The sequence below is a fragment of the uncultured Tateyamaria sp. genome (genome assembly GCF_947503415.1).
In the GTDB taxonomy this organism is placed as follows: Bacteria; Pseudomonadota; Alphaproteobacteria; order Rhodobacterales; family Rhodobacteraceae; genus Tateyamaria.
In genome coordinates, this window is record NZ_CANNDS010000001.1 from 778,011 (window position 1) to 802,449 (window position 24,439).

The window sequence follows — 24,439 nt, forward strand, 5'->3', positions numbered from 1 at the left end:
CACACCAAAACCACGAAGGCGCGAATGGCGCGTTAAACCCAAGGCCCGTTTCGTTCAGTTTCTGTCGACAATTTTCGCCAAATCAACTGGGGTCGCGCCACCGGTTCACGATGGGATAGCGTCGGTCCAGCCAGAACGCCCGCTTTGTCAGCCGTGCCCCGGGTGCCGATTGGAAGCGTTTGTATTCGCTGAGGTAAATCAGCCGCTCCACCTTCTGCGCTACGTCCCGTTCAAACCCGGCAGCCACGCAATCGGCAATCGATCCGTCCTGATCCACCAGAATATCCAGCAGCGCGTCCAGATCAGGATAGTCCGGCAAGCTGTCGCTGTCCTTCTGGTCATCGCGCAACTCGGCGCTGGGCGGCTTGGTGATGATCCGGTCCGGGATCACCTCTCCCGCATTGCCCATCATCCAGTCGCGATGGTTGGCATTGCGCCAGCGGCACGTCTCGAACACGCGGGTCTTGTAGAGATCCTTGATGGGATTGTAGCCGCCCGCCATGTCGCCATAGATCGTGGCATAACCCACCGCCACCTCGGACTTGTTGCCAGTGGTCAGCAGCATCTCGCCAAACTTGTTGGACAGGGCCATGAGCAGCAGGCCACGAATACGGCTCTGGATGTTCTCTTCGGTCAGGCCCTCCTCCAACCCCTCGAACAACGGCGCGAGGGTCGAGGTCACCGCCGCCCGCGTCTCGGCAATCGGCACGTAATCATAGTGGCAGCCCAGCGCGGTGGCACAGGCCTCTGCATCCTCCAGCGAATGGGGGGAGGTGTATTCCGACGGCAGCATCACGCAGCGCACATTCTCGGGGCCCAGCGCATCGGCGGCGATGGTGGCCACAAGGGCGGAATCCACCCCACCGGACATGCCCAGCAGCACCTTCTTGAACCCGGTCTTGGCGCAATAGTCACGCAAGGACGTGACCATGACCCGGTAATCCTGCTCCCACGCATCGGGGTGATGCACCTTTTGGCCCTCGACGACGCGCCAGCCCTTGGGCCCGCGCTCCAGATCGACATGGGCCACCATCTCGTCAAAGACGGGCAGTTGCAGGGCAAGGGCGCCGCCGGGGTTCAGGGCAAAGCTGCCCCCGTCAAAGACCTGGTCGTCCTGCCCGCCAACCATGTTCAGGTAGATCAACGGCAGACCGGTCTCGACGACGCGCGCAACCATGTGGTTCAGGCGGGTTTCGAACTTGTCGCGGTAATAGGGGGATCCGTTGGGGACCAGCAGAAACTCAGCCCCGGTTTCCTGCAAGGTTTCAGACACTTCCGGGTGCCACGCATCTTCGCAGATGGGGCTGCCCACACGGGTGTTGCCCACGGAATACGGACCGCCCAAGGGGCCTGCATCAAAGATGCGCACCTCGTCAAAGACGGTCTCGTTGGGCAGGTTGTGTTTCAGCAAACGGCTGACGATCTTGCCGCCCCGACAAATCAGATAGCCGTTGAACAACTCCGCCCCTTCGGTCCAGGGGCACCCAATGGCAAGGGTCGGACCATCGGCGCAGTCTTCGGCCAAGGCCTCGACCGCGCGCATGGCGGTCGTGTGAAAGGCGGGCTTCATCACCAGATCCTGCGCGTTGTAGCCGGTGATGAACATCTCGGGCAGAGCAACCAGATCAGCCCCCGCGTCACGCCCCGCCTCCCACGCGGCGCGGGCCTTGGCGGCATTGCCGGGAATATCCCCGACGGTGGGGTTCAACTGACCCAGAGTGATGCGAAATCTATCGGCCATGGCTGGCGCTCCTTCAACGTCCCGGCTCATGTAGCAGAAAGCCGGGCCGAGGGAACCCACCGCGACACCACCACCTCTTCCTTCTCTTGGCTGCAAATATCCTCGGGGGAGCTCGAGGGGGCAGACAGCCCCCTCGTCAGCCAGAAATGGCCAGAAATGGATCGTGTCGCGCGCACGCGCGTCCTTCGGATCACGTCGACCTGAACCCCATTGCCCCTCGCCGCCCCCTGTCTTACCCTTTCCCCGCTTGCCAAAGGTGGGGCAGGCCAACGAATCTGAGAGGTGAGCCATGTCCGTGCGCGGTCTGATCTTCTGCCTATGCCTGTTGCCGGGGGCAGCGCTGGCCCAGTCGGGCAATGTGCTGACCAAGCAATACGATGATGGCGGCGTCTACGAAGGCACCTTCCGCGGCGGCCTCCAGCATGGCGAGGGCACGTACCGCCTGCCCAATGGCTACGAATATTCCGGCGAGTGGGTGGACGGAGAGATCAAGGGAACCGGCACAGCCCGCTTTCCCAACGGGTCGGTCTACGAAGGCACGTTTTCCAAGGGCAAACCCGAAGGCTTCGGCAAGATCACCTTTGCCGATGGGGGCACCTATGAAGGCGAATGGCTGTCGGGGGCCATCGTGGGCGAAGGCGTGGCACTTTACGCCAATGGCGTACGCTACGAAGGCCAGTTTCGCAACGCCAAGCACCATGGCAAGGGGGTCATGCAATCCCCAAGCGGCTATGAATACAAGGGCGACTGGATCGACGGCATCAAACAGGGCATGGGGGTGATCACCTATCCCGATGGCTCTGTCTATGATGGCCAGATCGACGCGGGCAAACGGCAGGGCGAGGGCAAGCTGACCACACCTGACGGTCTGATCTATGTGGGACTGTGGGCGGACGGCCAGATCGACGGCAAAGGCACGCTCACCCAACCCAATGGCGACGTCTACGAAGGTGCGCTCCTGTCGGGCAAGCGCGAAGGCAAGGGCCGCGTGACCTATGGCAACGGCGACGTCTATGACGGGCAGTTCGCCGATGACCGCCGCCATGGTCAGGGCACCTTTATCGGCAATGACGGATACACCTATATCGGCCAATGGGCCGAAGGGCAGATCGAAGGCACGGGCCGGGTGACCTATCCTGACGGTTCGGTCTACGAGGGGCAGTTCGTCGATGACCTGCCCCAGGGGACGGGCAAGATCACCTATACGGATGGCTCCGTCTATGAAGGCGCATGGATCGCAGGCGTGATCGAAGGTCAGGGCAAGATCACCTACCCGAACGGCATCGTCTACGAAGGCGGGTTCAAGAACGCGCGCAACCATGGCAAAGGCGTGATGACCTATGCGGATGGATACCGGTATGAAGGCGCGTGGGCAGATGGCAAACGGGCAGGCACGGGCACGGCCACCTATCCGGATGGCACGGTCTACACCGGCGAATTTCTGGATGGTCAGCGCCACGGCACGGGCAAGATCGTCATGGCATCGGGCTTCACATATGAAGGTGAATGGCAGCAGGGCGAGATCAACGGGCAAGGGGTGGCCACCTATGCCAGCGGCGACGTGTACGAAGGCACCTTCAAGAACGGCAAGCGTCAGGGCGTGGGCACCATGCGCTACGCCACCGGCGAGGAAGCCACAGGCGAGTGGGAAAGCGGTGCGCTCAACGAAGACAGCTAGGGCCGCCGCCGCAACCCTCATGTGCCTGCTTTGCGGTGCACCTGCCTGGGCCGAGTGGCGCTTTGTCGACGGATTTACCGACCCGGTGAACGGGTTTGACACCAACGCCGCGGCCAGCACCGCGCCCAATGGCACCACCCTGCACCTCTATCGCAACCCGATCGGACGGGTCTATGCCCTGATCACCCTGCCCGAAGGTGCCGCAGACATCGCCCCCGAAGGACAGGTTGCAACGCTGACGCCCGAAGGGTTCGACAGCAAGGTGATCGAAGCACGCTCCGAACCCGGCCGCGTCGTCGAATTTGCCAACAGCACAGGCCGCACCCTGCGCGACAGGCTTTGGCACGGTGAAGGCACCGCACCCGCATTCGGCACATTGCATGACCTGATCGAGGCACCCGCCGTCACCGCCAGCCTCACCTTGTCGGATGGCTCGGACCTGCAAAGCACATGGACGATGGAGGGCGCAGGCACCCCGATTGCACAGGCCCTGGGGTTGACTATCGAAGGGGCCGCCGCCGGGCAGGAGTGGGAAGATGCAGCATCGCAGGCCATCCTTGCCGCCATGACCACATGCCAGTTCCCAACCCTGGACATGGCCTGCGTTCAGAAGGTCACAACCTGCTCGGACAAGATCAGCAAAGAGCGTGACATCGACGGCTTCGACAGCTGCGTCGCAGCCGGGGACTAGGCACTCAGGCCCCGGCGACCGGATCCACGGACCGGGCCTGCACCATCAAATCTATTCGCACCTGCTCGTCTGCCGCACCGGACTGGCGCGGCTGGCGCAAAACATAATGGCCCAAGCGATCCGGCCCTTTCGGATCGCCCGTGCCCGTCTGCACGTCCAGCTTGTCCAGATAGTCCGCCACCGTCGTCATCGCGCTGGACGGCGTGTCCAGAAACATGTCGACCAGTGCCCGCGCCACCTGCGGGGCGGCTGATGATGTCCCGCTTTGCGCGATATAGGTGCCGCTGCGTGTCCCGGCCCCCACGATGCCCGGCTGCGTGACAGACCGCTCCGACACTGCGGAAAGCTGCACTTGCGCGCCCGCGGGCATCACCTCTGGCGACGCCCCGTCCTTGGCGCGCAAGGCACCTGCACAACTGTACCGCGCCGCCCGCAAGGTCATCTCGTCATAGCCTCCGACGCGCAGCACATGTGCGCCCGTGGCCATCCCGCTCATCGTGCCGAAACGGCGCACAAGGGCGGCCCCGGGACCCGAATCCATCTCCGCCAAACGCCCGTCATCGGCGTACAGGGCGTTGTGCGGATCGATGAAATAGCTTTGGCGCGCCCCGGACCCGCTGGCCGCGAAATCCTCATCGCGCTGTATCCAGAATTGCAGACCGCCCGCCTTGATCTGCTGGGTGGGATCGGTGGCGTATCCGGGCACGGGGTCGGCCATGCGCTTGGTCACACGCAGCGTCCAGCGCCCGGCAGGCGCCGGGGTCTGATCCTGCCCCACATCCGTCGGGGCCAGTGCCACCACATGGCGCCAGCGCCCCCCACGGCACCGCTCGGTCGACAGCTGACCAATCGGTGCACCGCCCTTGGTGACGGGAGCATGGGCGACGGTCTGCGCCGCCGGAAAGGCGAACGCGTACTGATCCAGACGCGCGTGCGCAGGCGGCACCAGTTCCACACGCAGATCATCCGGGTTCACACCATCGGGAAACCAGATCTCGAGAAAGCTCGACGTGCGATCATCGGGGGGCAAAAACCAATCCAGAGCCACAGGGCCGGTGGCCTGCGCAAAATGCGGCTCTGTCATCACCGCGTGAATGCTCTGCATGAACATGTTGCCCGAGGGCAGCACCACGGCCGTGGGGTGGTGGGCACGGCGGGCCGCGATCATCTCGTCAAAGGCGGCCTCGACCAGCCCGTTGCCATCATGCGGCCCCGATGAATGACCATAGCTGAGGTTGATCACCAGCGGCACACGCGCGCCGGGGGCCGCATAAGCCGCCGCAATGCGCTCGGCCCGATCAAAGATGTAATGCATGGCCGACAGAACAAACATGTCCTTGCCAAAGCCCGAGGTATCGGCGCTCGCCATGGCGGGCAAATCGACGGCAATGATTTGTACGCGGTCCTGCCTGGGGTCGCCATGTCCGGGGGTCTGCCCCGCCAGACTGTCCAGCACATGCGCCCCGTGCGAAAACATCCGGTCCAGCGGAAACCGCACCGTCGGATCGCCCCCACCGGCCAGACCGGCAGCCTGATACACGGCGCCCTCATCGCCACCGTGACGGCGGTACAATGCGTCAATGGCGGCCTTGTCATATTCCCGACCAAACAGCATCGGCTGACCCGCCTTGGTGGCGGACTGGGACCAGCAATACTCAATGCGCGTGCCACGCCCGGATGCCGCGATAAAGTTGCGATGGGCAAAGGGAATGCCGTCATCCACGATGGCGACAATAACAATAGCGTCCTGCTGCGGTGCGGGGTCAGGTGCGGCGCTGTCGCTCCAATCTGCGCACAGGGTCGGCGCGCGCACGGGATAGTTCACATGGGCAACGACCTCTGAACCCGCCGCCTGCCCCGCCACGGTTGGCACCGGGGTCTCGTTCACAGCATCGGCAAACAGCTTCAAACCTTGCGCAGGCGTGTCGCTTGGCGCGTCATCACGCTCGCAAAACAAGGCCGGGACAAAGCGCGACCTGAAGCCATTGGCAGACCACAACACCGGGGTCCGAAACGTGCCCTGCCCGGTGGACCAATGCCCCGGCACATCGCCAATCGCGAACGGGTCATCCGCCTCGAAGACACAGGACAACACGTCAGACGCACGGTCGAGCCCCGGATGGGCATAGGCCTGACCCAACCCATGGACCCAATTCTCATACGGGCCTTGCGCACACCGCGCATAGGGCACCTGCACACTCATGCCGACGCAAGCAGATGCTTGATGTCATCCTGCGCGCGGCTCCACAGCCACGCAAACTTGCTGTCGTCAGAAGGCATACCGACGGTCTCGCGCTGCATCGTGACCCCGGGAAGCGGTGTTGCAGACGCAGGCTCGAACAGGGCCATGGCGTCGCGCAGGATGAAATCGGCGCTCCGGGCCTCCGCGTCATTGGGATCAAAGGAGAAGCAGGTCAACTCCGCCTTCGCGTTCTGGCCAAGGGCCGCAATGATCCGACCCACATTGATGCCGATCATGAACCCGGCGGCACTGTCGATAGGATAATGCACGCCCGCCACGGTGCGGTTGACGGCAACCCGGTGGCCCGTGGCCCGGATCATGGCACGCCGCTCGGACAGATGGCTGACGCCCTGCCCCGCGGCATCCAGCAAGGCCACCAGAACGGTCGACACCGCAGCGGCCTGCGTGGCGTGGCCGCTGGGCATGCTGCCATGGGACGGCGTCGGAACAAGCGGCACCAGACGGCTGTCCAGTTCATCGGGACGACGACAGGCAAGCGCGTGCTTGGCAGGCATGGAGGCCATCCCGGCCAGATGCTGAACCAGCAACATCAATTCGATCAGATGGGTCGACCGGCTGGCAGGCACCCCCAGCACCGGGGCAAAGAACTGCGTGATGCCCCCGGTCTGGGTGATAATCTCGGACGCACGATCGCCGCGCTGATCCATGTAATAGCGCACCAGATTGACCTGAGTGGACAAGGTCGTGGCCGTCGCAGGCACAAAGCGCGCAAAGTCCGTACCCGCCCACGACAATGCCACGCACCCCGCATCGGGATCAGACGTGTAGACCGCCTTGAAGGCCTCAAGGAACTCCATCGTCAACAGTGTCGCGCGTACATCCTGACCGTAACGCCCCATGTGGGTGGTCGCATTCGGATCAAGCGTCCCCCCGGCCCCGAGAGGCGGATAATCATCGGTGCCCGCCAGATGAACCAAAGCCATTGCACTGGCCTGCACCGCGCCTCCGGCGGCATACGCATCACCGTGCCCGGCATGTCCTGCATGACCGGCATGACCGGCATGGCCCGCGTGCCCCGCGTGTCCTGCATGGCCAGCGTGGCCCGCATGACCGGCGTGAAATGGCCCGAATAATGACATTACTAAATCCCCTGAATTATTCGCAAAAAATCTTGCCTTAAAAACCTGCCGCTTGCAGCGCAGTGACCATGCGACGGCCAACGTCGTAATCCGCGGCCGGGTGCTTCTGGCGGTATTCCTCCAAATCGAAATACGGCAATTGACGGCGCAGGCGCTGGCCCGTCTGCATCATCTCTTCATGCTGATCCAAGTGATAATGGGCACACAGCTTGGTGCGCAGGGTCGACACGTGACGCGCGTTCAATTCAAGCGACAGGTCAGCCAATTCGACCGCCTGTTCATACTCTTCCGCAGACACGTGAGCAAAAGATGCAAAGGAATGAAACAGATATCCCAACGGGTCAATCGGCGACAGGCGATGCGCCTTTTCCACATATTCGACCGCCGTCGCGGAATTGTCGCGGAAGGCATGGGTCACACCGCTGAACAGCCACGACATCGCGTCGTTGGGGTTGACCTCCAAAGCCTTTGAGAACCGTTTTTCGGCAACGCCCTGACTGTTGTTCAGCGCCGAATGGACGACCCCGTCCACAGCAAGGCACAACGAATTGTCCGGGTCCAGATCCAACGCCCGCTGCGTGAATTCAGAGGCCAGCAGCGCATCCGATTTGGCATCCGAACTCCACCCGTTCCAGATCGACATGATGTACCAGTCGCCCAACCACGCCAGTGGTTCGGCAGCATGGGGCGCGCGGGCGACGGATTCCTCGATCAATTGGCGGGCCTTGGCAAAGCTTGCCAGTTTCAGCTCGTGCATCATGCCGACCCCGGCCAGCAGCAGGCGGTGATCCTCCAGATCAGACAGGTGGCGGCCCCGGGCATAGCGCACGGTGTCAGAGGCAATCATGCGCCCGACGGCGGTTGTCAGCTCTGCGATGGCCTCGCTTTTGGATGACAGGAAATCGGCGATAGGCGCGGTAAAGGATCTGGTCCACAGGATACGTCCCGTCGACGTGTCGATGAAATCGGCGTCCAGCGTGGCATTCAGATTCTGCGTGCGCAGCGATCCGTTCAGGCAGTAATGGGCCCCAAGGGTGTTCTGGATGGTCTGAGTATCGAGGTTCTGCACGCTCAACTGTCGCGCCGACATATGCGAGATCACCGACATCAGGCTGGATTTCGACAGCGACCGGCACACTTCCTCGGCCACGAAATCCCCCATGACGCTCATGCTTTGGTCGCTCGAGATCAGCCGGAACGGCACAACGGCCACGGTTGGCAGAATGGACGGCGGTGGGGGTTGGTGGGCGGTACTGAACAGCCCGTAAATCTGGCTGGGGTTTTGCCGGATGTTGTTCAGCCACTCCTCGAACCCATGTTCACGGATGTCCAGACCTTCCAGGAACGTGGCGCCCCCCGGACGGCCCAGAAACCGCACGTTCTGCATGGTCAGCGTCAATTCGGAATGGGTTGCCGTCAGGAAGTCCTCGAAATCCTCGCCCAGCAGCGCCTTGATGTCAGAGACCGCCCGCCGCAGGCTCTGCCGCCCACTGTCGAACGTGGATTGGCCCCACAACGTGTCCTGCAGGAAGCTGCGGGTGCGACGCCCAAAGGGCGCAGTGGCAAGCAAGGCGAACAGGGCCTTGTGCTTGGTTCCGGTAATCTCATAGCCGTTCTGGCCCGCCTTGCGCACAACGCACGGACCGAACAGATTGATCTCAAGCACTTTGCCAGCCACGAAAACTCCCCCAGCGCCACACAAAGAAGTTAACGGAACTCCCCTGTCCGAAAAAGCGACTTCACGCTTTATTCACGCGCCGCAATCCACCGGACCTGCCATAGTTCACCTCAGGGACACCCTGCGCCCATGTCGGGGGACTTTCAGGATGGGAGATGCGCAATGATCATTACACCCAAATGCTTGCCAAGTACGGCCGCAACCGGCGAGCCGCTGACCGCGCGGGACGTGATCGACTTCCACATCCGCTGGGACGAGTTTCGCCCCGTGGCCAAGTCCATGCATGGCCTGCCGGACCTGTCGCAGGATCAGGCCGAGACCTTGTACTGGCTGATCGAACTGTCCGACCGCGTACACAAGGAAGACCTGTAACCGTATTTGAAACCATTTTTCAGCCAGCCCCCCGTGTCCCAACAGATCACGTGGGCCGGCCGCACAACAGGCTACGAATTCGGGGCGCATAAGATTGCCAATGTGACCCGATTTGGCCGGAATTCGCCCGCGTATCGTAACGGCGAAACTGTAAAGTATCCGGCCAAACCTGTGCCCCGGGCTATCCGCGCTCAGACAAGCTCCCCCGCCGACATCCGCTCCAGAAACGCCTCCGCCTCCGACAACACGGTCGCACGGCGGTCCGCGTCCATCCGGTCCCACGTCCGGTACATGTTCCCCATCCGCGCATTGTTCGAAAACCGGTCCCGATGCCGATCCAGAAAATGCCAATACAGCAGGTTGAACGGACACGCCCCCTCGCCCGTCTTCACGCTGACCTTGTAATGGCACCCCTTGCAGTAATCCGACATCCGGTTGATGTAGGCGCCTGACGACACATAGGGCTTCGACGCGATCACCCCGCCATCGGCAAACAGCGACATGCCCACGACATTCGGCGCCTCCACCCACTCAAACGCATCCGCATAAACGGCCAGATACCACTCCGACACCTGCGCCGGATCAAGCCCCGCAAGCAGCGCAAAATTCCCCGTCACCATCAGCCGCTGAATATGGTGGGCATAGGCTTCGGCCCCCGTCTGCTCCACCGCCTTCGACACGCAACGCATCCGCGTCTCGGCCCCCCAGTAAAACTCCGGCAACTTCCGCTGATGGTTCAACCCATTGCGGCGCGGATAGTCCGGCCCCTCGTGAAAATAGATGCCCCGCACATATTCCCGCCAGCCAATGATCTGACGAATGAACCCTTCGGCTGCATTGATGGGCGCATCGCCATCCTTCCACGCCTGCTCCACAGCGCGGCACACTTCCAAAGGATCCAGCAGGCCCACATTGATATAAAGCCCCACAACCGCGTGATAGAGAAACCGGTTCTCCGCCAGCATCGCATCCTGAAAGTCGCCAAACTTCGGCAACGCATGTTTCACGAAATGGGTCAGCGCCCGCCGCGCTTGCCCCTGATCGGTGGCAAACCAGAACGGGTGCAAATCGCCAAAATGATTGCCAAAGCGGCGCTCGACCAGCGCCAGCACCTCTTCCACCACCGCGTCGGGCGTGAACTGCATCGGCCCGCCAAAATCCACATCATCGGGCGCAGGTTTGCGGTTGTCGTGGTCGTAATTCCACTTGTCCCCGGCGGGCTTATCGCCCTCCATCATCAACCCGGTCTTGCGGCGCATCTCGCGATAGAAATACTCCATCCGCAGCGCCTTGCGCCCCTCGGCCCAGTCCTCGAACTCCTTGTGCGAGGCAATGAACCGATCATCCTCCAGCAGCGTCACGGTCAGCGGACAATCTTCCAGCGCCGCAATCAACCGATACTCCCCGGGCCGCGTCGCAATCACCTCCGACGCGCCGTACTGATCCGCCCGGCGCAGCAACTCGCCGGGGATCGACTGGCTGTTCTCGGTATCATCCGATTCGGAATAGGCAACGGTCCAGCCACCCTCCCGCAACCGCGCCGCAAACTTGCGCATGGATGCCAGAATAAACGCGATCTTCTTGGGGTGATGGGGCACATAAGACCCCTCCTCCGCCACCTCAGCCATCACGACGATGTCCGACGCCTTGTCGGCAGCATTCAACGCCGCCACATCTTCAGACAACTGATCGCCCAAAACCAAAATCAACCGGCTCACCACGGCACCTCCGCCCCAGAATAGTCAAAGAACTTGCCGGTCTGCTCCGGTCCCAGCCCCTTCATGACGGATATCAACTCATCAGCGGCCTGCCCCGGTTCCACCGCCGGATGCCGCCCCAGATATTTCTCGGTAAACGCCGTCTTCACCGTCCCCGGATGCAAGGCCACAACCGCCGCTTGCTTGTGCGTGCGCGCCAATTCCACAGACGCCGTGCGCACCACCTGGTTCACCGCCGCCTTGGCCGCCCGATACGAAATCCACCCGCCAATCCGGTTGTCCCCGATCGACCCAACCCGCGCCGACAACACCGCCAGAACGCCCGGCGCATCCCGATCGAGCAGGCCATGCGCATGGCTCAACACCAGCGCAGGCCCCACCGCGTTCAGCGCAAACTGATCCATCATCGCAGCAGGCTCCAAACCCTTGATGGTCTTTTCAGGCCCCGCCCCATCAATCTCCAACGCCCCCGTCGCCACGACGACAACACCATACGGCCCACGCCCCGCCAAATGCCGTGCAACAGACGCCGCATCGGTCACATCAAACCCGTCCTCAGAGCGCGACAGCCGATCAACCTCAGCCCCGCGCGCCTCAAACCCGGCCGCCAAGGCAGACCCAATGCCGCCCGACGCCCCCAATATCAAAACCTTATCCATGACCGCACCAGCTAGCCGCCAATCCCGATCCATCAACTTCATCTTGCCAAATAAACTCCCCCCGGAGGGCCGGCCAGCCTCCGGAATTCCCCACTTCCCATTTCAAACGCAGCGCGTATAACTATCCCCATGACACACGCCATGCATATCCCGACCGCACGCCGTTCCGGCGCGCTCCTGCGTGGCCTCCTGCTCCTAATCCGCCTCTGAGCGTGCCCAACGGCGCGACCGCTCAGAGGATGCCTTTCGCGCCAAGGCCTTAGGACAGAAAAAGAGAATTCAAATGACCCAAGACACGAAAACTCAGGACCGGGTTGTCATCTTTGACACAACCCTGCGCGATGGCGAACAATCCCCCGGCGCCACCATGACCCACGCCGAAAAGCTCGAAATCGCGGGCCTTCTGGACGAAATGGGCGTCGATATCATCGAAGCGGGCTTTCCCATCGCGTCCGAAGGGGACTTCAACGCGGTCAGCGAGATCGCCAAGAACGCGCAAAACTCGGTGATCTGCGGCCTTGCCCGCGCCCAACTCGGTGACATCGACCGCTGTTGGGAGGCGGTCAAACACGCCGATAAACCGCGCATCCACACCTTCATCGGCACCTCGCCCCTGCATCGCGCCATCCCGAACCTGACCAAGGACGAAATGGCCGAACGGATCGAACAGACGGTCACCCACGCCCGCAACCTCTGCGACAACGTGCAATGGTCGCCCATGGACGCCACCCGTACCGAGATGGATTACCTCTACCGCGTCGTCGAAATCGCGATCAAAGCAGGGGCCACCACGATCAACATCCCCGACACGGTCGGCTACACCGCCCCGCGCGAAAGTGCTGATCTGATCCGCAAACTGATCGAAAACGTGCCCGGCGCGGATGAGGTGATCTTCGCCACCCACTGCCACAACGATCTGGGGATGGCGACGGCGAACTCCCTCGCCGCGGTCGAAGCAGGCGCACGCCAGATCGAATGCACGATCAACGGTCTGGGCGAACGCGCGGGCAACACAGCACTCGAAGAGGTCGTGATGGCCCTCAAGGTCCGCAACGACATCATGCCGTTCCAGACCGGCATCGACTCGACCAAGATCATGAACATCTCGCGCCGCGTCGCCGCCGTCAGCGGTTTCCCCGTCCAGTTCAACAAGGCCATCGTCGGCAAAAACGCCTTCGCCCACGAAAGTGGCATCCACCAGGACGGCATGCTCAAAAACGCCGAGACGTTCGAGATCATGCGCCCCGAAGACGTCGGCCTGTCCGAGACCAACCTCGTCATGGGCAAACACTCCGGCCGTGCGGCCTTGCGCGACAAGCTCGAACAGCTGGGCTTCGAAGTGGGCGACAACCAACTCAAGGACGTCTTCGTCCGGTTCAAGGCGCTCGCCGACCGCAAAAAGGAAATCTTCGACGACGACCTGATCGCGCTGATGCGCACGTCCGAGGACGAGGACTCCACCCGCCTTCGCATCGTCTCGCTGGCCGTGCAATGCGGCACCGAAGGCCCGCAACAGGCCGAACTGACCATGGAGATCGACGGCGCGGTGCACAGCACCACCCAGACCGGCGACGGCCCGGTCGACGCCACTTTCAACGCGGTCAAGGCGCTCTTCCCCCACGACGCTCGCTTGCAGCTTTACCAGGTCCACGCCGTGACCGAAGGCACCGACGCGCAGGCCACAGTCTCCGTCCGCATGGAGGAAGACGGCCGCATCGTCACCGGCCAATCGGCCGACACCGACACGGTGGTGGCAAGTGCCAAGGCCTACGTCCACGCCCTCAACCGCCTGCTGGTCCGGCGCGAAAAGGGCGGCACCGACAAGGCCGAGATTAGCTACAAAGACGTCAGCTGACCTGAACACCCAACCGGGGCGAAGCCAATGCAATACCACCTCAACGGCTTCCGCCCCGGCGACCCCACACAGCACCCACAGGCCGACACCACCAAAACCGACACCGACGTCCTGATCGTCGGCACCGGCCCCGCCGGACTCACGCTCGCGGCCTACCTCGCGCAATTCCCCCACATCCGCACGCGCATCATCGAACGGCGCGACGGCCCGCTGGTCATGGGGCAAGCCGATGGCATCGCCTGCCGCACGATGGAGATGTTCGAAGCGTTCAACATCGCCCACCTCGTGAAACACGAAGCCTACCACGTCAATGAAACCACCTTCTGGAACCCCGACGACACAGGCCAGATCACACGCACCGGGCGCATCGACGACGTCGAAGACGGGCTTTCCGAACAACCCCATGTCATCCTCAGCCAAGCGCGGGTACACGACTTCTACCTCGATCTCATGCGCAAATCGCCCACGCGGCTGGAACCGGACTACAACACCCAACTCACCGGGCTCACCATCGGGGACAGGGTCACGGCGCACACGACCCAAGGCGACATCCAAACCCAATACGTCATCGGCTGCGACGGCGCACGCAGCGCGGTGCGCAAAGCGCTGGACATCCCTCTCAAAGGCGAAGCGGAAAACGCAGCCTGGGGCGTCATGGACATCCTTGCGACCACCGACTTCCCCGACATCCGGCTCAAATCCGCCATCCAGTCCCGCGATCAGGGCAGCCTCCTGATCATCCCGCGCGAAGGCGGCTACATGGTCCGCTTCTACATCGAACTGGCCAAGCTCAACCCCGACGAACGGGTGGCCGACCGGGACCTCACGCCCGACCACCTGATCGCTGCGGCAAACAGGATCCTCCACCCCTACATTCTGGATGTGAAACAAATCGTCTGGTGGTCCGTCTACGAAATCGGGCAACGGGTCACGGACCAATTCGCCAACACCGCCCCCGGCGACACGACACCGCCCCGCGTCTTCATCGCAGGCGACGCCTGCCACACCCACAGCCCCAAAGCGGGGCAAGGCATGAACGTGTCGATGCAGGACGCGTTCAACCTCGGCTGGAAACTGCAAAGCGTCATCGAAGGGCGGGCAGACCCCGCACTCCTGCACAGCTACTCCGCAGAACGCCAAACCATCGCGCAGGACCTCATCGACTTTGATCGCGATTTCGCCCGCGCCTTTGCGGCCCGCGGCAAAGACCCAAAAGCCTTCCAAAGCCACTTCCAGAAACACGCCCGCTACACCGCAGGCGTCGAAACCCAATACAAATCCGGGCCACTCACAGGCGCGGACACACACCAGCACCTCGCCACAGGCTACGCAATCGGCAAACGGTTCCACTCGGCACCGGTGATCCGCTGGGCGGACGCCCACAAAATGCAGCTTGGCCACACGATCACAGCAGACGGGCGCTGGCGGCTGTTCAATTTCGTGGGCAGCGTTGACCAGACCGACGCACTGACAGAGACCATCGCCCGGTACACGCCCACAGGCGCAGACCCGGACAGCATCATCGACCTGCGCACGGTTCTGCAAACCCCGCACCGGGATACGCAGACAGACGCCACACGCTTCCCCACCAAGGGCACGCTTCACCTGCAAGACATGGAAAAACTGTTCTGCCCGGACCCTGCGGCAGACATCTTCGATGCGCGCGGCATCGACAGAAAGATCGGGGCGCTCGTTCTCGTGCGCCCCGATCAGTACGTGTCACTAGTCCTGCCACCGCAGCAGCAGAACGCACTGGTTAACTGGTTGGATCAGATACTGAACACCTGACCCCGCAGGGTGCGCATACACGGCACACCGCCACGTTTACCCACTGGTGCCATCCGCATCGAACATCAGACGCAAGGTGACGGGCACGGCACGGACGATATTGGGCAGGCTGGCAAGCTCCATCAGCTTGTCGACACCGGGGTCAATCTCTGCATCAGCAGTCGACAGGAACATCATGCTGTCTGTTGTGACCATCACCTTGTCGTCGGTCAGGCGCATCACGAACATATCGCCATACAACGGCACCTCGACGCCCAGCAGATCAAGGGTGCCCTCAACCTCCATCACGGCACTGTCGCCCACGGCCACGGCCTCCATCGCGGACATGTCGATCTGGGCGGACACGGTCGCACGCGGGGCGTTCTTGAACACATGCTCGACCATACGCTCGTTGCGGATGTCGATATGCGTCTCGACCGAAGACAGATCGATGCCAAGGGTCACGGTGCCATCCTCGGCCACGGATCCGTCAAGGGATTTGAAGCTATGCACTTCACCGGTGTCATTGAATTTGATGGACCCAAACGCAAGGTTCGACGCATCGCCATCCAGCGTCCAGCCGTCTGCAGATACAGTGGTTGCCGCCAGTGCCAATCCCAGTCCAAGGGCCGCCATACGCAATGTCTTCATTCTATCCTCCCGAAATGCAGGTTGCTCCGGGCAAGCGGGCCCAGCTGTCGTATCAACACGACTCGGACCCAGTTTATTCGCTTCCCGTCGGAAAATTTTTCAAATTGCGATCAAAGGTTGGCGAGGTCTCGCCGACTTTCCCCCTTTTTCAACCCTTTCGTCCGTGCCTGCACGGTCCTATAAAGCGCTCGGTCCGCGCCTCGCCCTGAGTCGCGGACCCAACTTCATTGGGGCCACGCAAAGGCAGGGTGTACGGGCATGTCAGTTTTCGGAAATCTGGGTGGGCTGTTTTCGTCCGATATGGCGATTGACCTCGGCACCGCCAACACGCTGGTCTACGTCAAAGGGCGCGGCGTGATCCTGTCGGAACCCTCGGTCGTGGCCTACCACGTCAAGGACGGCGTCAAGAAAGTGCTGGCCGTGGGCGAAGACGCCAAATTGATGCTGGGCCGGACCCCCGGCAGCATCGAAGCCATCCGCCCCATGCGCGAAGGCGTGATTGCCGACTTCGACACCGCCGAAGAGATGATCAAGCACTTCATCCGCAAGGTGCACAAACGCTCCACCTTCTCGAAACCGAAAATCATCGTCTGCGTCCCCCACGGCGCGACCCCCGTTGAAAAACGCGCGATCCGCCAGTCGGTGCTGTCCGCTGGCGCACGCCGCGCCGGTCTGATTGCCGAACCGATTGCGGCGGCCATCGGTGCGGGCATGCCAATCACCGATCCCACCGGCAACATGGTCGTGGACATCGGCGGCGGCACGACCGAGGTGGCCGTTCTGTCGCTCGGTGACATCGTCTATGCCCGCTCGGTCCGCGTCGGTGGCGACCGCATGGATGAAGCGATCATCTCCTACCTGCGCCGTCAGCAGAACTTGCTTGTGGGTGAAACCACCGCCGAACGGATCAAGACCTCCATCGGCACGGCGCGCATGCCCGATGACGGGCGCGGCACCTCGATGCAGATCCGCGGCCGCGACCTGCTGAACGGCGTGCCCAAGGAAATCGAAGTGACCCAGGCCCAGATTGCCGAGGCACTGGCAGAACCCGTCCAGCAAATCTGCGAAGCGGTGATGACCGCCCTTGAAACCACCCCGCCCGATCTGGCGGCCGACATTGTGGACCGGGGCGTCATGCTCACCGGCGGCGGCGCACTCTTGGGTGATCTGGACCTCGCGCTGCGCGAACAGACGGGTCTTGCCGTGTCCATCGCTGACGAAAGCTTGAACTGCGTGGCCCTTGGCACCGGCAAGGCGCTGGAATACGAAAAACAACTGCGTCACGCCATCGACTACGACAGCTAATGCGCGTTAATGTCTGGTTAACCAGCTAACGCACTGATTTGGCGCATAAAGTAAAATGTCCCAGCGTGGGACATGTGGTCCCTTGCTCTGGCGGGGCAAATGTCGGACCATCCCGGGAACGGACCAAAACTTGAGGTGACACCGCCTTGGCCAAGGACCGCACACAGGTAGATTACGGCGGCCCGCTGCGGCGGCTGGTTCTGGCTGTTCTGGTGCTGGCTCTGGCAGGCACGTTCCTGCTGTGGCGCATCGACAGCCCGCGGGTGGAGCGGTTCCGGGCGCAGGTGACGGACCGGATCGTGCCCAACATGGACTGGGCCATGGCCCCCGTGACGGGCACCATAAATCTTTTCCGCGACTTCCAAAGCTACCGCCGCATCGCCGAGCAGAATACGGAACTGCGGCGCGAGTTGCGGCAGATGCAGGCGTGGAAAGAGGCGGCCCTCCAGCTCGAACAGGAAAACGCCCGCCTCCTCGATCTCAACAATGTCCGCCTCGACCCGCGCCTGACATACATCACCGGCGTGGTCCTCGCAGACTCAGGTTCCCCTTTCCGCCAGTCCGTCCTCCTGAACGTCGGCGCTCGGGACGGGATTGTCGAAGGCTGGGCCACCATGGACGGCATCGGCCTCGTGGGCCGCATCTCTGGTGTGGCGCAGAACACCGCGCGGGTGATCATGGTCACCGACGCCTCCAGCCGCGTGCCCGCGATCATCCAGCCCTCGGGGCAAAAGGCCATCGTGGCAGGCGACAACTCCGCCGCGCCGCCGGTGGACTTTCTGGAGAATCGGGAGCTTGTGCGCCCCGGAGACCGCGTGATCACCTCCGGCGACGGCGGCGTGTTCCCCGCGGGGCTGCTGATCGGCCAAGTGGCCGCAGACCCCGGCGGACGCTTGCGGGTGCGGCTCGCCGCAGACTACGAACGGCTCGAATTCCTGCGCGTGCTGCGCCACTACGGCAACGAACCCGTAAGCGACGACAGCAACGTGCTCGCGCCGGGCGGGGCGGCCCTTCTGACACCGGAGGCGACGGAATGATCGACACCGCCCCTTCCTCCCGCATGTGGACCATGCGCATCTCGTTCGTCGCCTTGGTGCTCGCCATCCTGTTTTTTCACCTGTTGCCACTGCAAACGGCCACCGGGGGACTGATCTGGCCCGATCTGATTTTGACCTTTGCCATTGCATGGTCCGTGCGCCGCCCCGAATACGTGCCCGCCGTGCTGCTGGCCCTGACATTCCTGATGGCGGACCTGCTGCTGCAACGCCCGCCCGGGCTTTGGGCGCTGCTGGCGCTGATCGCCTGCGAGCAGATGAAAAAACAATCGCGATCCCTGCGCGACGCGAGCCTCGCGACCGAATTGGTGTCTGCCGTCCTGTGGATCGTGGGGGTTGGCATTGCGTATCGCCTGATCCTCGCCATCATGCTGGTCGAAGTGCCACAGCTTGGTCCCGCATTGATCCAGATCGTGGTCACGGCCATCGCTTATCCGCTGGTCGTGGCGATCACACACGCCTTCATGGGCGTGCGCAAACCCGGTCCGGGTGACATTGACGGCAAAGGGGTACGATCATGAAACGGCCTCGGATTGATGTCGAAGCGAACCACCGCCTGCTCAGCCGCCGCGCGGCGATCCTGGGCGGGGTGCAACTGGCCTTTGTCGGCGCGCTTGGGGCGCGGATGCAGTTCCTGCAAGTCGATCAGGCCGACCAGTTCCGCCTGCTGGCCGAGGAAAACCGGATCAACATCCGCCTGATCCCGCCCTCGCGTGGGGAGATCTTTGACCGCAACGGCGTGCCACTGGCCCGCAACGTGCCCAGTTACCGGATCGTCATCGTGCGCGAGGATGCGGGCGATGTCGAAGAGGTGGTGCAGGAACTCAGTAAACTGGTGTCCCTGGACCCCGATGAGGTCGTGCGGGCCATGGCCGAGATGAAACGCTCTGCTCCATTCCTGCCCATCACATTCGCAGATGAGGTCAGCTGGGACGATCTGAGCCGGGTCAGTGTCAACGCCCCCGCCCTGCCCGGCGTCACGCCCGAAGTCGGCCTGAGCCGGGTCTATCCGCTCGGATCAGACTATGCCCACGTGCTGGGCTATGTGGGCCCGGTCAGTGACTACGATCTGGAACGGATCGAAGACCCCGATCAGCTGCTCCGCATCCCCCGCTTCCAGATTGGCAAGGTCGGGGTCGAGGCCAAGATCGAAGAAACCCTGCGCGGCAAGGCGGGCGCCCGCCGGGTCGAGGTCAACGCCGCAGGACGGGTGATGCGCGAACTGGACCGGCAGGAAGGGATCGCCGGGTCCGACATGCAACTGACCATCGACGCCAAGCTGCAAAGTTATGTGCAGGCGCGGTTGAGCGGTGAAAGCGCCAGTGCCGTGGTCATGGACGCGCAGTCCGGCGATCTGCTGGCAATCTCGTCAGCGCCGACCTTTGACCCGAACCTGTTCGTGCGCGGCATCTCCAGCCGCGACTACAAGGCACTGACCGAAAACAAGTATCGCCCGCTGGCCTCCAAGACGGTGCAGGGCACGTACCCGCCCGGCTCGACCTTCAAGATGATCACGGCCATGGCCGCACTTGAGGCCGGGCTGATCGGTCCCGACGAAACGGTCTATTGCCCCGGGCACCTGACGGTCAGCGGCCGCCGCTTTCACTGCTGGAAACGCGCGGGACATGGATGGGTCGATCTGGAAACCTCGCTCAAACGGTCATGCGACGTCTATTACTACGATCTGGCGGTCAAGGTCGGCATCGAAAAGATCACCGCCATGGCCAACCGGTTTGGGCTGGGTGAGCGCCATGACATCCCCATGTCGGCAGTGGCAAAGGGGCTGACGCCGACCAAGGACTGGAAGCGGCGCGTGCATGACCAAAGCTGGGTTGTGGGTGACACTGTGAACGCCTCGATCGGGCAAGGCTTCATGCTGGCCTCGCCCTTGCAGTTGGCGGTGATGACGGCGCGGCTGGCATCGGGCACGGCGGTCAAGCCACGCCTGATCAAGACCATTGACGGGATCGAACAACCGTCGGGCGCAGGTGAAAGCATGGGCATGAACGAAAACAACCTGCGCAAGATGCGCCGGGCGATGTACGAGGTTGTCAACGACCGGCGCGGCACGGCCTATGGCAGCCGCATCATCGACGATGCCGTGCGGATGGCAGGCAAGACCGGCACCAGCCAAGTGCGCAACATCACTGCAGCCGAGCGGCGCGCAGGCGTGGTCCGGAACGAGGACCTGCCATGGGAACGCCGCGACCATGCGCTGTTTGTGAACTTTGCACCCTACGACAATCCCAAATATGCCGTAGCCGTCGTTGTTGAACATGGCGGTGGTGGATCGAAGGCCGCAGCCCCCATCGCACGGGACGTAACTTTGCAGGCGCTCTATGGCGGTGAGCCACCGCTGGAGGCGTATCCCACCAAGGACCGTGACCGGATCAAGAACCAGCAGCAAGTCCTGCGCGGTGTCCAGCCGCTTGCCAATATCGCGGGAAGCGATCAGGCATGAGCTATCTTGAGTACACGGTCAAAAATGTCCCCGCCGGGCCGCGCAAGATCCTGTTCCTGAACTGGCCGCTTGCGTTGCTGTTGGCGGCTGTTGCCGGTGTCGGTTTTCTGATGCTCTACTCGGTCGCGGGTGGATCGTTCAGCCCATGGGCCGAACCGCAGATGAAACGATTTGCCGCCGGCTTCGTGCTGATGCTTATGGTGGCGATGGTGCCTATCTGGTTCTGGCGCAGCATGGCGGGGGTCGCGTATCTGACGTCACTGCTCTTGCTGGTGGCGGTGGAGTTCTTTGGCTCTGTCGGTATGGGCGCGCAACGCTGGATCGACCTTGGGTTCATGCGTTTGCAGCCGTCCGAGTTGATGAAGGTGACGCTGGTGATGATGCTGGCCGCCTATTACGACTGGCTGCCCGCTTTCCGGAAATCGAGACCGTTCTGGGTGCTCTTGCCCGTCATTCTGATCCTGATCCCTGTCGCCTTGGTGTTGCGGCAACCCGACCTTGGCACCTCGATCCTGCTGCTGGCGGCGGGCGGGGGCCTCATGTTTCTGGCCGGAGTGCATTGGGCTTATTTTGCAGCTGTGATTGCTGCCATCGTGGGTTTGATCACCACGGTGTTTCAGTCGCGCGGGACAGAATGGCAGTTGCTGAAAGACTACCAGTACCGGCGGATTGATACTTTTCTGGACCCGGGGTCCGACCCGCTTGGCGCGGGCTATCACATCACGCAGTCAAAGATTGCGCTGGGGTCCGGGGGCTGGACCGGGCGTGGGTTCATGCAGGGCACACAGAGCCGCCTGAACTTCTTGCCGGAAAAGCACACCGACTTCATCTTTACCACGCTGGCCGAAGAGTTCGGGTTCATCGGAGCGTTTTCGCTGCTGGCCCTCTATGCCCTGATCATCCTGTTCTGCGTGGTCTCTGCGCTGGCCAACAAGGACCGGTTTTCGTCGCTTTTGACCTTGGGCATCGCACTCAACTTCTTCCTGTTCTTTGCGGTGAACATGTCGATGGTCATGGGACTGGCTCCGGTCGTGGGTGTGCCCCTGCCGCTCGTCAGCTATGGCGGGTCGGCGATGCTGGTTCTGATGCTGGCCTTTGGTCTGGCCCAAAGCGCCCATGTGCATCGCCCACGGCAAGGTCATTGATGGACCATCTGCAAGCGTTTCAGGGGCGAGATGTGCGGGCCTTGTCCGTTGCAGACCGCGACGGTTGGCGGTTGAAACGCTACGCCATCTTGGCAGACGGGCGTGAGTTTTCAGACGAGGTTGCTGCATCAAGCACTGACGCGGCCTTCGACCGATTGCCCGCCCCCGGACCGTTGGAAGCCGTCGCTGGCAATCATGGCGTCGGCTTCCAGATCATCCATTTTGCCGAAGTGGCTGTCGTATCGCCCGTGTTCTATTGGCAGTGGGGCAGTGTGCTGGCACATATCCAACAGATCCGCGCGCCATGGTCTGCGCCGACATCCTTCGACGATGGGCAAGCCGACGTGTTTGGCTGTGTCTGGGAAATGGAGCTTGTCGCGTTCGAGGTCAACGCATGGAAGACGACAATGCTTGTCGACAAGGGCACACCGGACGACAGGTCGACCCTGTATCTAAACCGGACAGCTGGCTGATCCACTTCGTCGCGACACGGCGTGGTCCTGATCACGATCAATGCTTTTGCATTTGATCGCCGTGCCGCTACACCTGTGCCAAACGCTGACCGGAGATGCCATGGCCCCGCTTCACCTTGCCTTTGATGTGACCGACTGGGACATGCCCCGTACCTTCCATGGTAAGCTGATGGGCTGTGCCGAAGGGCGCAGCGCGGGCATGTGTATTGGTCGCGATTTCATCGGGGATCGGTCCAGGTTCCCTTTGGGCAGAGCCGACACGGATAAAGTGGGTGATCGGGGTGCGTTGATGCCGCGTTCCCAGCCCGAAAAGGAGCCGGGGGAACAATTGACCATGATCTTTACTGACCCAACCGGCGACCCGATCGAGACTGCGGACATTGCTGACCTTAACGGAGCCTGCACCACATGAGTGTCAACGTCCTTTTTGCCGCCACGGAAGACCGCTGGACGGAGTACGAAACCCCCTTGCGCAAAGAGATAGCTGCGGCGGGCATCGACGCACATGTTGCCACAGATATTCCCGCAGATCAGGTCGACTACATCGTCTATGCCCCGAATTCAGAGGTAAAGGACTTTGCCCCTTTCACACGTGCCAAGGCGGTGCTGAACCTGTGGGCGGGGGTGGAGGAGATTGTGGGCAATCCAACCCTGCACCTGCCTTTGGCGCGTATGGTCGATCCCGCGCTGACCCAGGGCATGGTCGAATGGGTTGTGGGCCACGTCCTGCGTCTGCATCTGGGCATGGACGCACACATCAATGCCGCCGCAGGGACATGGGAGCCGCAAGCGCCGCCATTGTCCTTTGACACGCCTGTGACCGTGCTGGGGCTCGGAGAGTTGGGGACCGCCTGCGCGCACGCCTTGGCCGGATTGGGTTTTCCGGTCACTGGCTGGAGCAGGACTCAAAAAGACATCCCCGACATCACCTGCCTGTCGGGTGACGCGGGGTTGGATCACGCGCTGAGCGTCGCGACTTATTGCGTGTTGCTGTTGCCCAAGACAGCGGCGACAGAAAACACGCTCAATGCCCGCACGCTTGCGTTGATGCCGAAGGGTACACGCATTCTGAACCCCGGGCGCGGACCCCTGATTGATGACGATGCCTTGCTGGCCGCGTTGGACGCGGGCCACGTCGACCATGCCACTTTGGACGTGTTCCGCGTAGAGCCCTTGCCCGCCGAGCATCCCTACTGGTCCCACCCGAGGGTGACCGTCACACCGCATATCGCATCAGAAACACGCGCCGCATATTCCAGCAAGACCATCGCTGAAAACATACGGCGGGGTGAGGCCGGAGAGCCGTTTCTGTATCTGGTGGATCGTGGCGCAGGCTACTGAACGAATATTACAGGATCGTCACGACAGGTTGTTTTGAACCGATTGGTTCCAAACTCTAAGTAAGGTGCATCAGAGCGCCCCTGCCATCTGGCTTAACCTTTCGGAGAAGATCCAATGTCCAAATTCGTGACCCAAAAACTGCACGCTTACATCGACTATCCCGTGGCCCTTGGCCTGATTGCCGCCCCCTTCGTTCTGGGCATCGGCATGGACAACGCCATTGCGTTTGCCCTGTCCATCGCAACCGGTATCGCGGCATTGCTGCTGACCGCATTGACCGACCACGAAACCGGCCTGCTGCCGGTGCTGCCCTACAAATTCCACTTGGCCGTTGATGCCCTTGTCGGTGCCGCCTTTGTCGCGGCACCGTTCCTGTTCGGCTTCACCGGCCTTGATATGGCCTACTATCTTGTCATCGGCAGCACCGTACTGGCGGTGGTTGGCCTGCATAAAGGTGACGACGTGATCGTCGCGCACCCTGCAGAATAACCCGTGACCCGGGGGCTG

At 62.2% G+C, this 24,439-nt stretch carries 22 protein-coding genes; 15 read left to right on the plus strand and 7 right to left on the minus strand.

Going from position 1 to position 24,439, the window contains the following annotated elements:
- Window positions 1-82 precede the first annotated feature (82 nt).
- Window positions 83-1,741, minus strand: coding sequence for an NAD+ synthase (locus Q1A32_RS03745; RefSeq protein ID WP_299649723.1), 1,659 nt, complete (start codon window positions 1,739-1,741; stop codon window positions 83-85).
- Window positions 1,742-2,030: 289 nt separating this feature from the next.
- On the opposite strand from Q1A32_RS03745, the gene Q1A32_RS03750 reads away from it, so the two are divergent.
- Together Q1A32_RS03750 and Q1A32_RS03755 are read left to right on the plus strand one after the other, a co-directional pair.
- Window positions 2,031-3,419, plus strand: coding sequence for an MORN repeat-containing protein (locus Q1A32_RS03750; protein WP_299649726.1), 1,389 nt, complete (start codon window positions 2,031-2,033; stop codon window positions 3,417-3,419).
- 19 nt (window positions 3,420-3,438) lie between these two features.
- Window positions 3,439-4,110: a hypothetical protein gene (locus Q1A32_RS03755; RefSeq protein ID WP_299649729.1), complete on the plus strand. Its 672-nt coding sequence runs from the start codon at window positions 3,439-3,441 to the stop codon at window positions 4,108-4,110.
- Window positions 4,111-4,114: 4 nt separating this feature from the next.
- Here the strand turns inward: Q1A32_RS03755 and Q1A32_RS03760 are convergent, their stop codons facing one another.
- Window positions 4,115-6,313: a hypothetical protein gene (locus Q1A32_RS03760; RefSeq protein ID WP_299649732.1), complete on the minus strand. Its 2,199-nt coding sequence runs from the start codon at window positions 6,311-6,313 to the stop codon at window positions 4,115-4,117.
- Window positions 6,310-7,296: a phosphatase PAP2 family protein gene (locus tag Q1A32_RS03765; RefSeq protein ID WP_299649735.1), complete on the minus strand. Its 987-nt coding sequence runs from the start codon at window positions 7,294-7,296 to the stop codon at window positions 6,310-6,312. Before Q1A32_RS03765 ends, Q1A32_RS03760 begins: the two co-directional genes overlap by 4 nt.
- Between Q1A32_RS03765 and Q1A32_RS03770 the strand changes: the two genes are divergently transcribed.
- A complete protein-coding gene (locus tag Q1A32_RS03770) occupies window positions 7,282-7,446 on the plus strand; it encodes a hypothetical protein (protein ID WP_299649739.1) in 165 nt (54 codons plus the stop codon). The two genes, Q1A32_RS03765 and Q1A32_RS03770, sit on opposite strands and share 15 nt — an antisense overlap.
- Window positions 7,447-7,489: 43 nt before the next feature.
- Here the strand turns inward: Q1A32_RS03770 and Q1A32_RS03775 are convergent, their stop codons facing one another.
- Complete coding sequence (locus Q1A32_RS03775; protein ID WP_299649742.1) at window positions 7,490-9,130, minus strand: hypothetical protein; 1,641 nt, start codon at window positions 9,128-9,130, stop codon at window positions 7,490-7,492.
- 162 nt (window positions 9,131-9,292) lie between these two features.
- Between Q1A32_RS03775 and Q1A32_RS03780 the strand changes: the two genes are divergently transcribed.
- Entirely contained in the window at window positions 9,293-9,502 is a 210-nt protein-coding gene (locus tag Q1A32_RS03780; protein WP_299609391.1) for a hypothetical protein, read from the plus strand.
- A 191-nt stretch (window positions 9,503-9,693) separates the two neighbouring features.
- Here Q1A32_RS03780 and Q1A32_RS03785 read toward each other — a convergent pair whose 3' ends face one another.
- Both Q1A32_RS03785 and Q1A32_RS03790 read right to left on the minus strand, forming a co-directional pair.
- Window positions 9,694-11,220: a cryptochrome/photolyase family protein gene (locus tag Q1A32_RS03785; RefSeq protein ID WP_299649745.1), complete on the minus strand. Its 1,527-nt coding sequence runs from the start codon at window positions 11,218-11,220 to the stop codon at window positions 9,694-9,696.
- Window positions 11,217-11,879, minus strand: a complete 663-nt coding sequence (locus Q1A32_RS03790) for an SDR family NAD(P)-dependent oxidoreductase (protein WP_299649748.1) — start codon at window positions 11,877-11,879, stop codon at window positions 11,217-11,219. Before Q1A32_RS03790 ends, Q1A32_RS03785 begins: the two co-directional genes overlap by 4 nt.
- A gap of 283 nt (window positions 11,880-12,162) precedes the next feature.
- On the opposite strand from Q1A32_RS03790, the gene Q1A32_RS03795 reads away from it, so the two are divergent.
- Together Q1A32_RS03795 and Q1A32_RS03800 are read left to right on the plus strand one after the other, a co-directional pair.
- The gene (locus tag Q1A32_RS03795) at window positions 12,163-13,734 is read left to right on the plus strand and encodes a 2-isopropylmalate synthase (RefSeq protein ID WP_299649751.1); all 1,572 of its coding nucleotides are present in this window, start codon (window positions 12,163-12,165) and stop codon (window positions 13,732-13,734) included.
- 27 nt (window positions 13,735-13,761) lie between these two features.
- The gene (locus Q1A32_RS03800) at window positions 13,762-15,522 is read left to right on the plus strand and encodes an FAD-dependent monooxygenase (protein WP_299649754.1); all 1,761 of its coding nucleotides are present in this window, start codon (window positions 13,762-13,764) and stop codon (window positions 15,520-15,522) included.
- 36 nt (window positions 15,523-15,558) lie between these two features.
- Here the strand turns inward: Q1A32_RS03800 and Q1A32_RS03805 are convergent, their stop codons facing one another.
- Window positions 15,559-16,152, minus strand: coding sequence for a YceI family protein (locus Q1A32_RS03805; protein WP_299649757.1), 594 nt, complete (start codon window positions 16,150-16,152; stop codon window positions 15,559-15,561).
- 258 nt (window positions 16,153-16,410) lie between these two features.
- Here Q1A32_RS03805 and Q1A32_RS03810 point away from each other — a divergent pair, with 258 nt between their 5' ends.
- The 9 genes from Q1A32_RS03810 to Q1A32_RS03850 all read left to right on the plus strand — a co-directional run bounded on the left by Q1A32_RS03810 (window position 16,411) and on the right by Q1A32_RS03850 (window position 24,421).
- Entirely contained in the window at window positions 16,411-17,457 is a 1,047-nt protein-coding gene (locus Q1A32_RS03810) for a rod shape-determining protein (RefSeq protein ID WP_076629964.1), read from the plus strand.
- A gap of 146 nt (window positions 17,458-17,603) precedes the next feature.
- Entirely contained in the window at window positions 17,604-18,494 is an 891-nt protein-coding gene (mreC, locus tag Q1A32_RS03815) for a rod shape-determining protein MreC (protein ID WP_299609370.1), read from the plus strand.
- Window positions 18,491-19,033 (plus strand): rod shape-determining protein MreD, encoded by a 543-nt coding sequence (locus Q1A32_RS03820; protein WP_299609367.1) that lies wholly within the window; start codon window positions 18,491-18,493, stop codon window positions 19,031-19,033. Before mreC ends, Q1A32_RS03820 begins: the two co-directional genes overlap by 4 nt.
- Entirely contained in the window at window positions 19,030-20,973 is a 1,944-nt protein-coding gene (gene mrdA / locus Q1A32_RS03825) for a penicillin-binding protein 2 (RefSeq protein WP_299609365.1), read from the plus strand. Before Q1A32_RS03820 ends, mrdA begins: the two co-directional genes overlap by 4 nt.
- Window positions 20,970-22,118, plus strand: a complete 1,149-nt coding sequence (gene rodA / locus Q1A32_RS03830; protein ID WP_299609364.1) for a rod shape-determining protein RodA — start codon at window positions 20,970-20,972, stop codon at window positions 22,116-22,118. Before mrdA ends, rodA begins: the two co-directional genes overlap by 4 nt.
- Window positions 22,118-22,591 (plus strand): hypothetical protein, encoded by a 474-nt coding sequence (locus Q1A32_RS03835; RefSeq protein WP_299649760.1) that lies wholly within the window; start codon window positions 22,118-22,120, stop codon window positions 22,589-22,591. Before rodA ends, Q1A32_RS03835 begins: the two co-directional genes overlap by 1 nt.
- Before the next feature lie 100 nt (window positions 22,592-22,691).
- The gene (locus tag Q1A32_RS03840) at window positions 22,692-23,003 is read left to right on the plus strand and encodes a hypothetical protein (protein WP_299649763.1); all 312 of its coding nucleotides are present in this window, start codon (window positions 22,692-22,694) and stop codon (window positions 23,001-23,003) included.
- A complete protein-coding gene (locus Q1A32_RS03845; protein ID WP_299649766.1) occupies window positions 23,000-23,932 on the plus strand; it encodes a glyoxylate/hydroxypyruvate reductase A in 933 nt (310 codons plus the stop codon). The genes Q1A32_RS03840 and Q1A32_RS03845 overlap by 4 nt, the downstream gene beginning before the upstream one ends.
- Before the next feature lie 114 nt (window positions 23,933-24,046).
- On the plus strand, window positions 24,047-24,421 hold the full coding sequence (locus Q1A32_RS03850; protein ID WP_299649768.1) for a hypothetical protein: 375 nt from the start codon (window positions 24,047-24,049) through the stop codon (window positions 24,419-24,421).
- Window positions 24,422-24,439 lie beyond the last annotated feature (18 nt).

Bases quoted from the DNA above. Each gene is read 5' to 3' on its own strand.
- Q1A32_RS03745 (WP_299649723.1), bottom strand. From the start codon at position 1,741: ATGGCCGATAGATTTCGCATCACTCTGGGTCAGTTGAACCCCACCGTC.
- Q1A32_RS03750 (WP_299649726.1), top strand. From the start codon at position 2,031: ATGTCCGTGCGCGGTCTGATCTTCTGCCTATGCCTGTTGCCGGGGGCA.
- Q1A32_RS03755 (WP_299649729.1), top strand. From the start codon at position 3,439: ATGTGCCTGCTTTGCGGTGCACCTGCCTGGGCCGAGTGGCGCTTTGTC.
- Q1A32_RS03760 (WP_299649732.1), bottom strand. From the start codon at position 6,313: ATGAGTGTGCAGGTGCCCTATGCGCGGTGTGCGCAAGGCCCGTATGAG.
- Q1A32_RS03770 (WP_299649739.1), top strand. From the start codon at position 7,282: ATGAACCAAAGCCATTGCACTGGCCTGCACCGCGCCTCCGGCGGCATA.
- Q1A32_RS03765 (WP_299649735.1), bottom strand. From the start codon at position 7,296: ATGGCTTTGGTTCATCTGGCGGGCACCGATGATTATCCGCCTCTCGGG.
- Q1A32_RS03780 (WP_299609391.1), top strand. From the start codon at position 9,293: ATGATCATTACACCCAAATGCTTGCCAAGTACGGCCGCAACCGGCGAG.
- Q1A32_RS03790 (WP_299649748.1), bottom strand. From the start codon at position 11,879: ATGGATAAGGTTTTGATATTGGGGGCGTCGGGCGGCATTGGGTCTGCC.
- Q1A32_RS03795 (WP_299649751.1), top strand. From the start codon at position 12,163: ATGACCCAAGACACGAAAACTCAGGACCGGGTTGTCATCTTTGACACA.
- Q1A32_RS03800 (WP_299649754.1), top strand. From the start codon at position 13,762: ATGCAATACCACCTCAACGGCTTCCGCCCCGGCGACCCCACACAGCAC.
- Q1A32_RS03805 (WP_299649757.1), bottom strand. From the start codon at position 16,152: ATGAAGACATTGCGTATGGCGGCCCTTGGACTGGGATTGGCACTGGCG.
- Q1A32_RS03810 (WP_076629964.1), top strand. From the start codon at position 16,411: ATGTCAGTTTTCGGAAATCTGGGTGGGCTGTTTTCGTCCGATATGGCG.
- Q1A32_RS03820 (WP_299609367.1), top strand. From the start codon at position 18,491: ATGATCGACACCGCCCCTTCCTCCCGCATGTGGACCATGCGCATCTCG.
- mrdA (WP_299609365.1), top strand. From the start codon at position 19,030: ATGAAACGGCCTCGGATTGATGTCGAAGCGAACCACCGCCTGCTCAGC.
- rodA (WP_299609364.1), top strand. From the start codon at position 20,970: ATGAGCTATCTTGAGTACACGGTCAAAAATGTCCCCGCCGGGCCGCGC.
- Q1A32_RS03835 (WP_299649760.1), top strand. From the start codon at position 22,118: ATGGACCATCTGCAAGCGTTTCAGGGGCGAGATGTGCGGGCCTTGTCC.
- Q1A32_RS03840 (WP_299649763.1), top strand. From the start codon at position 22,692: ATGGCCCCGCTTCACCTTGCCTTTGATGTGACCGACTGGGACATGCCC.
- Q1A32_RS03845 (WP_299649766.1), top strand. From the start codon at position 23,000: ATGAGTGTCAACGTCCTTTTTGCCGCCACGGAAGACCGCTGGACGGAG.
- Q1A32_RS03850 (WP_299649768.1), top strand. From the start codon at position 24,047: ATGTCCAAATTCGTGACCCAAAAACTGCACGCTTACATCGACTATCCC.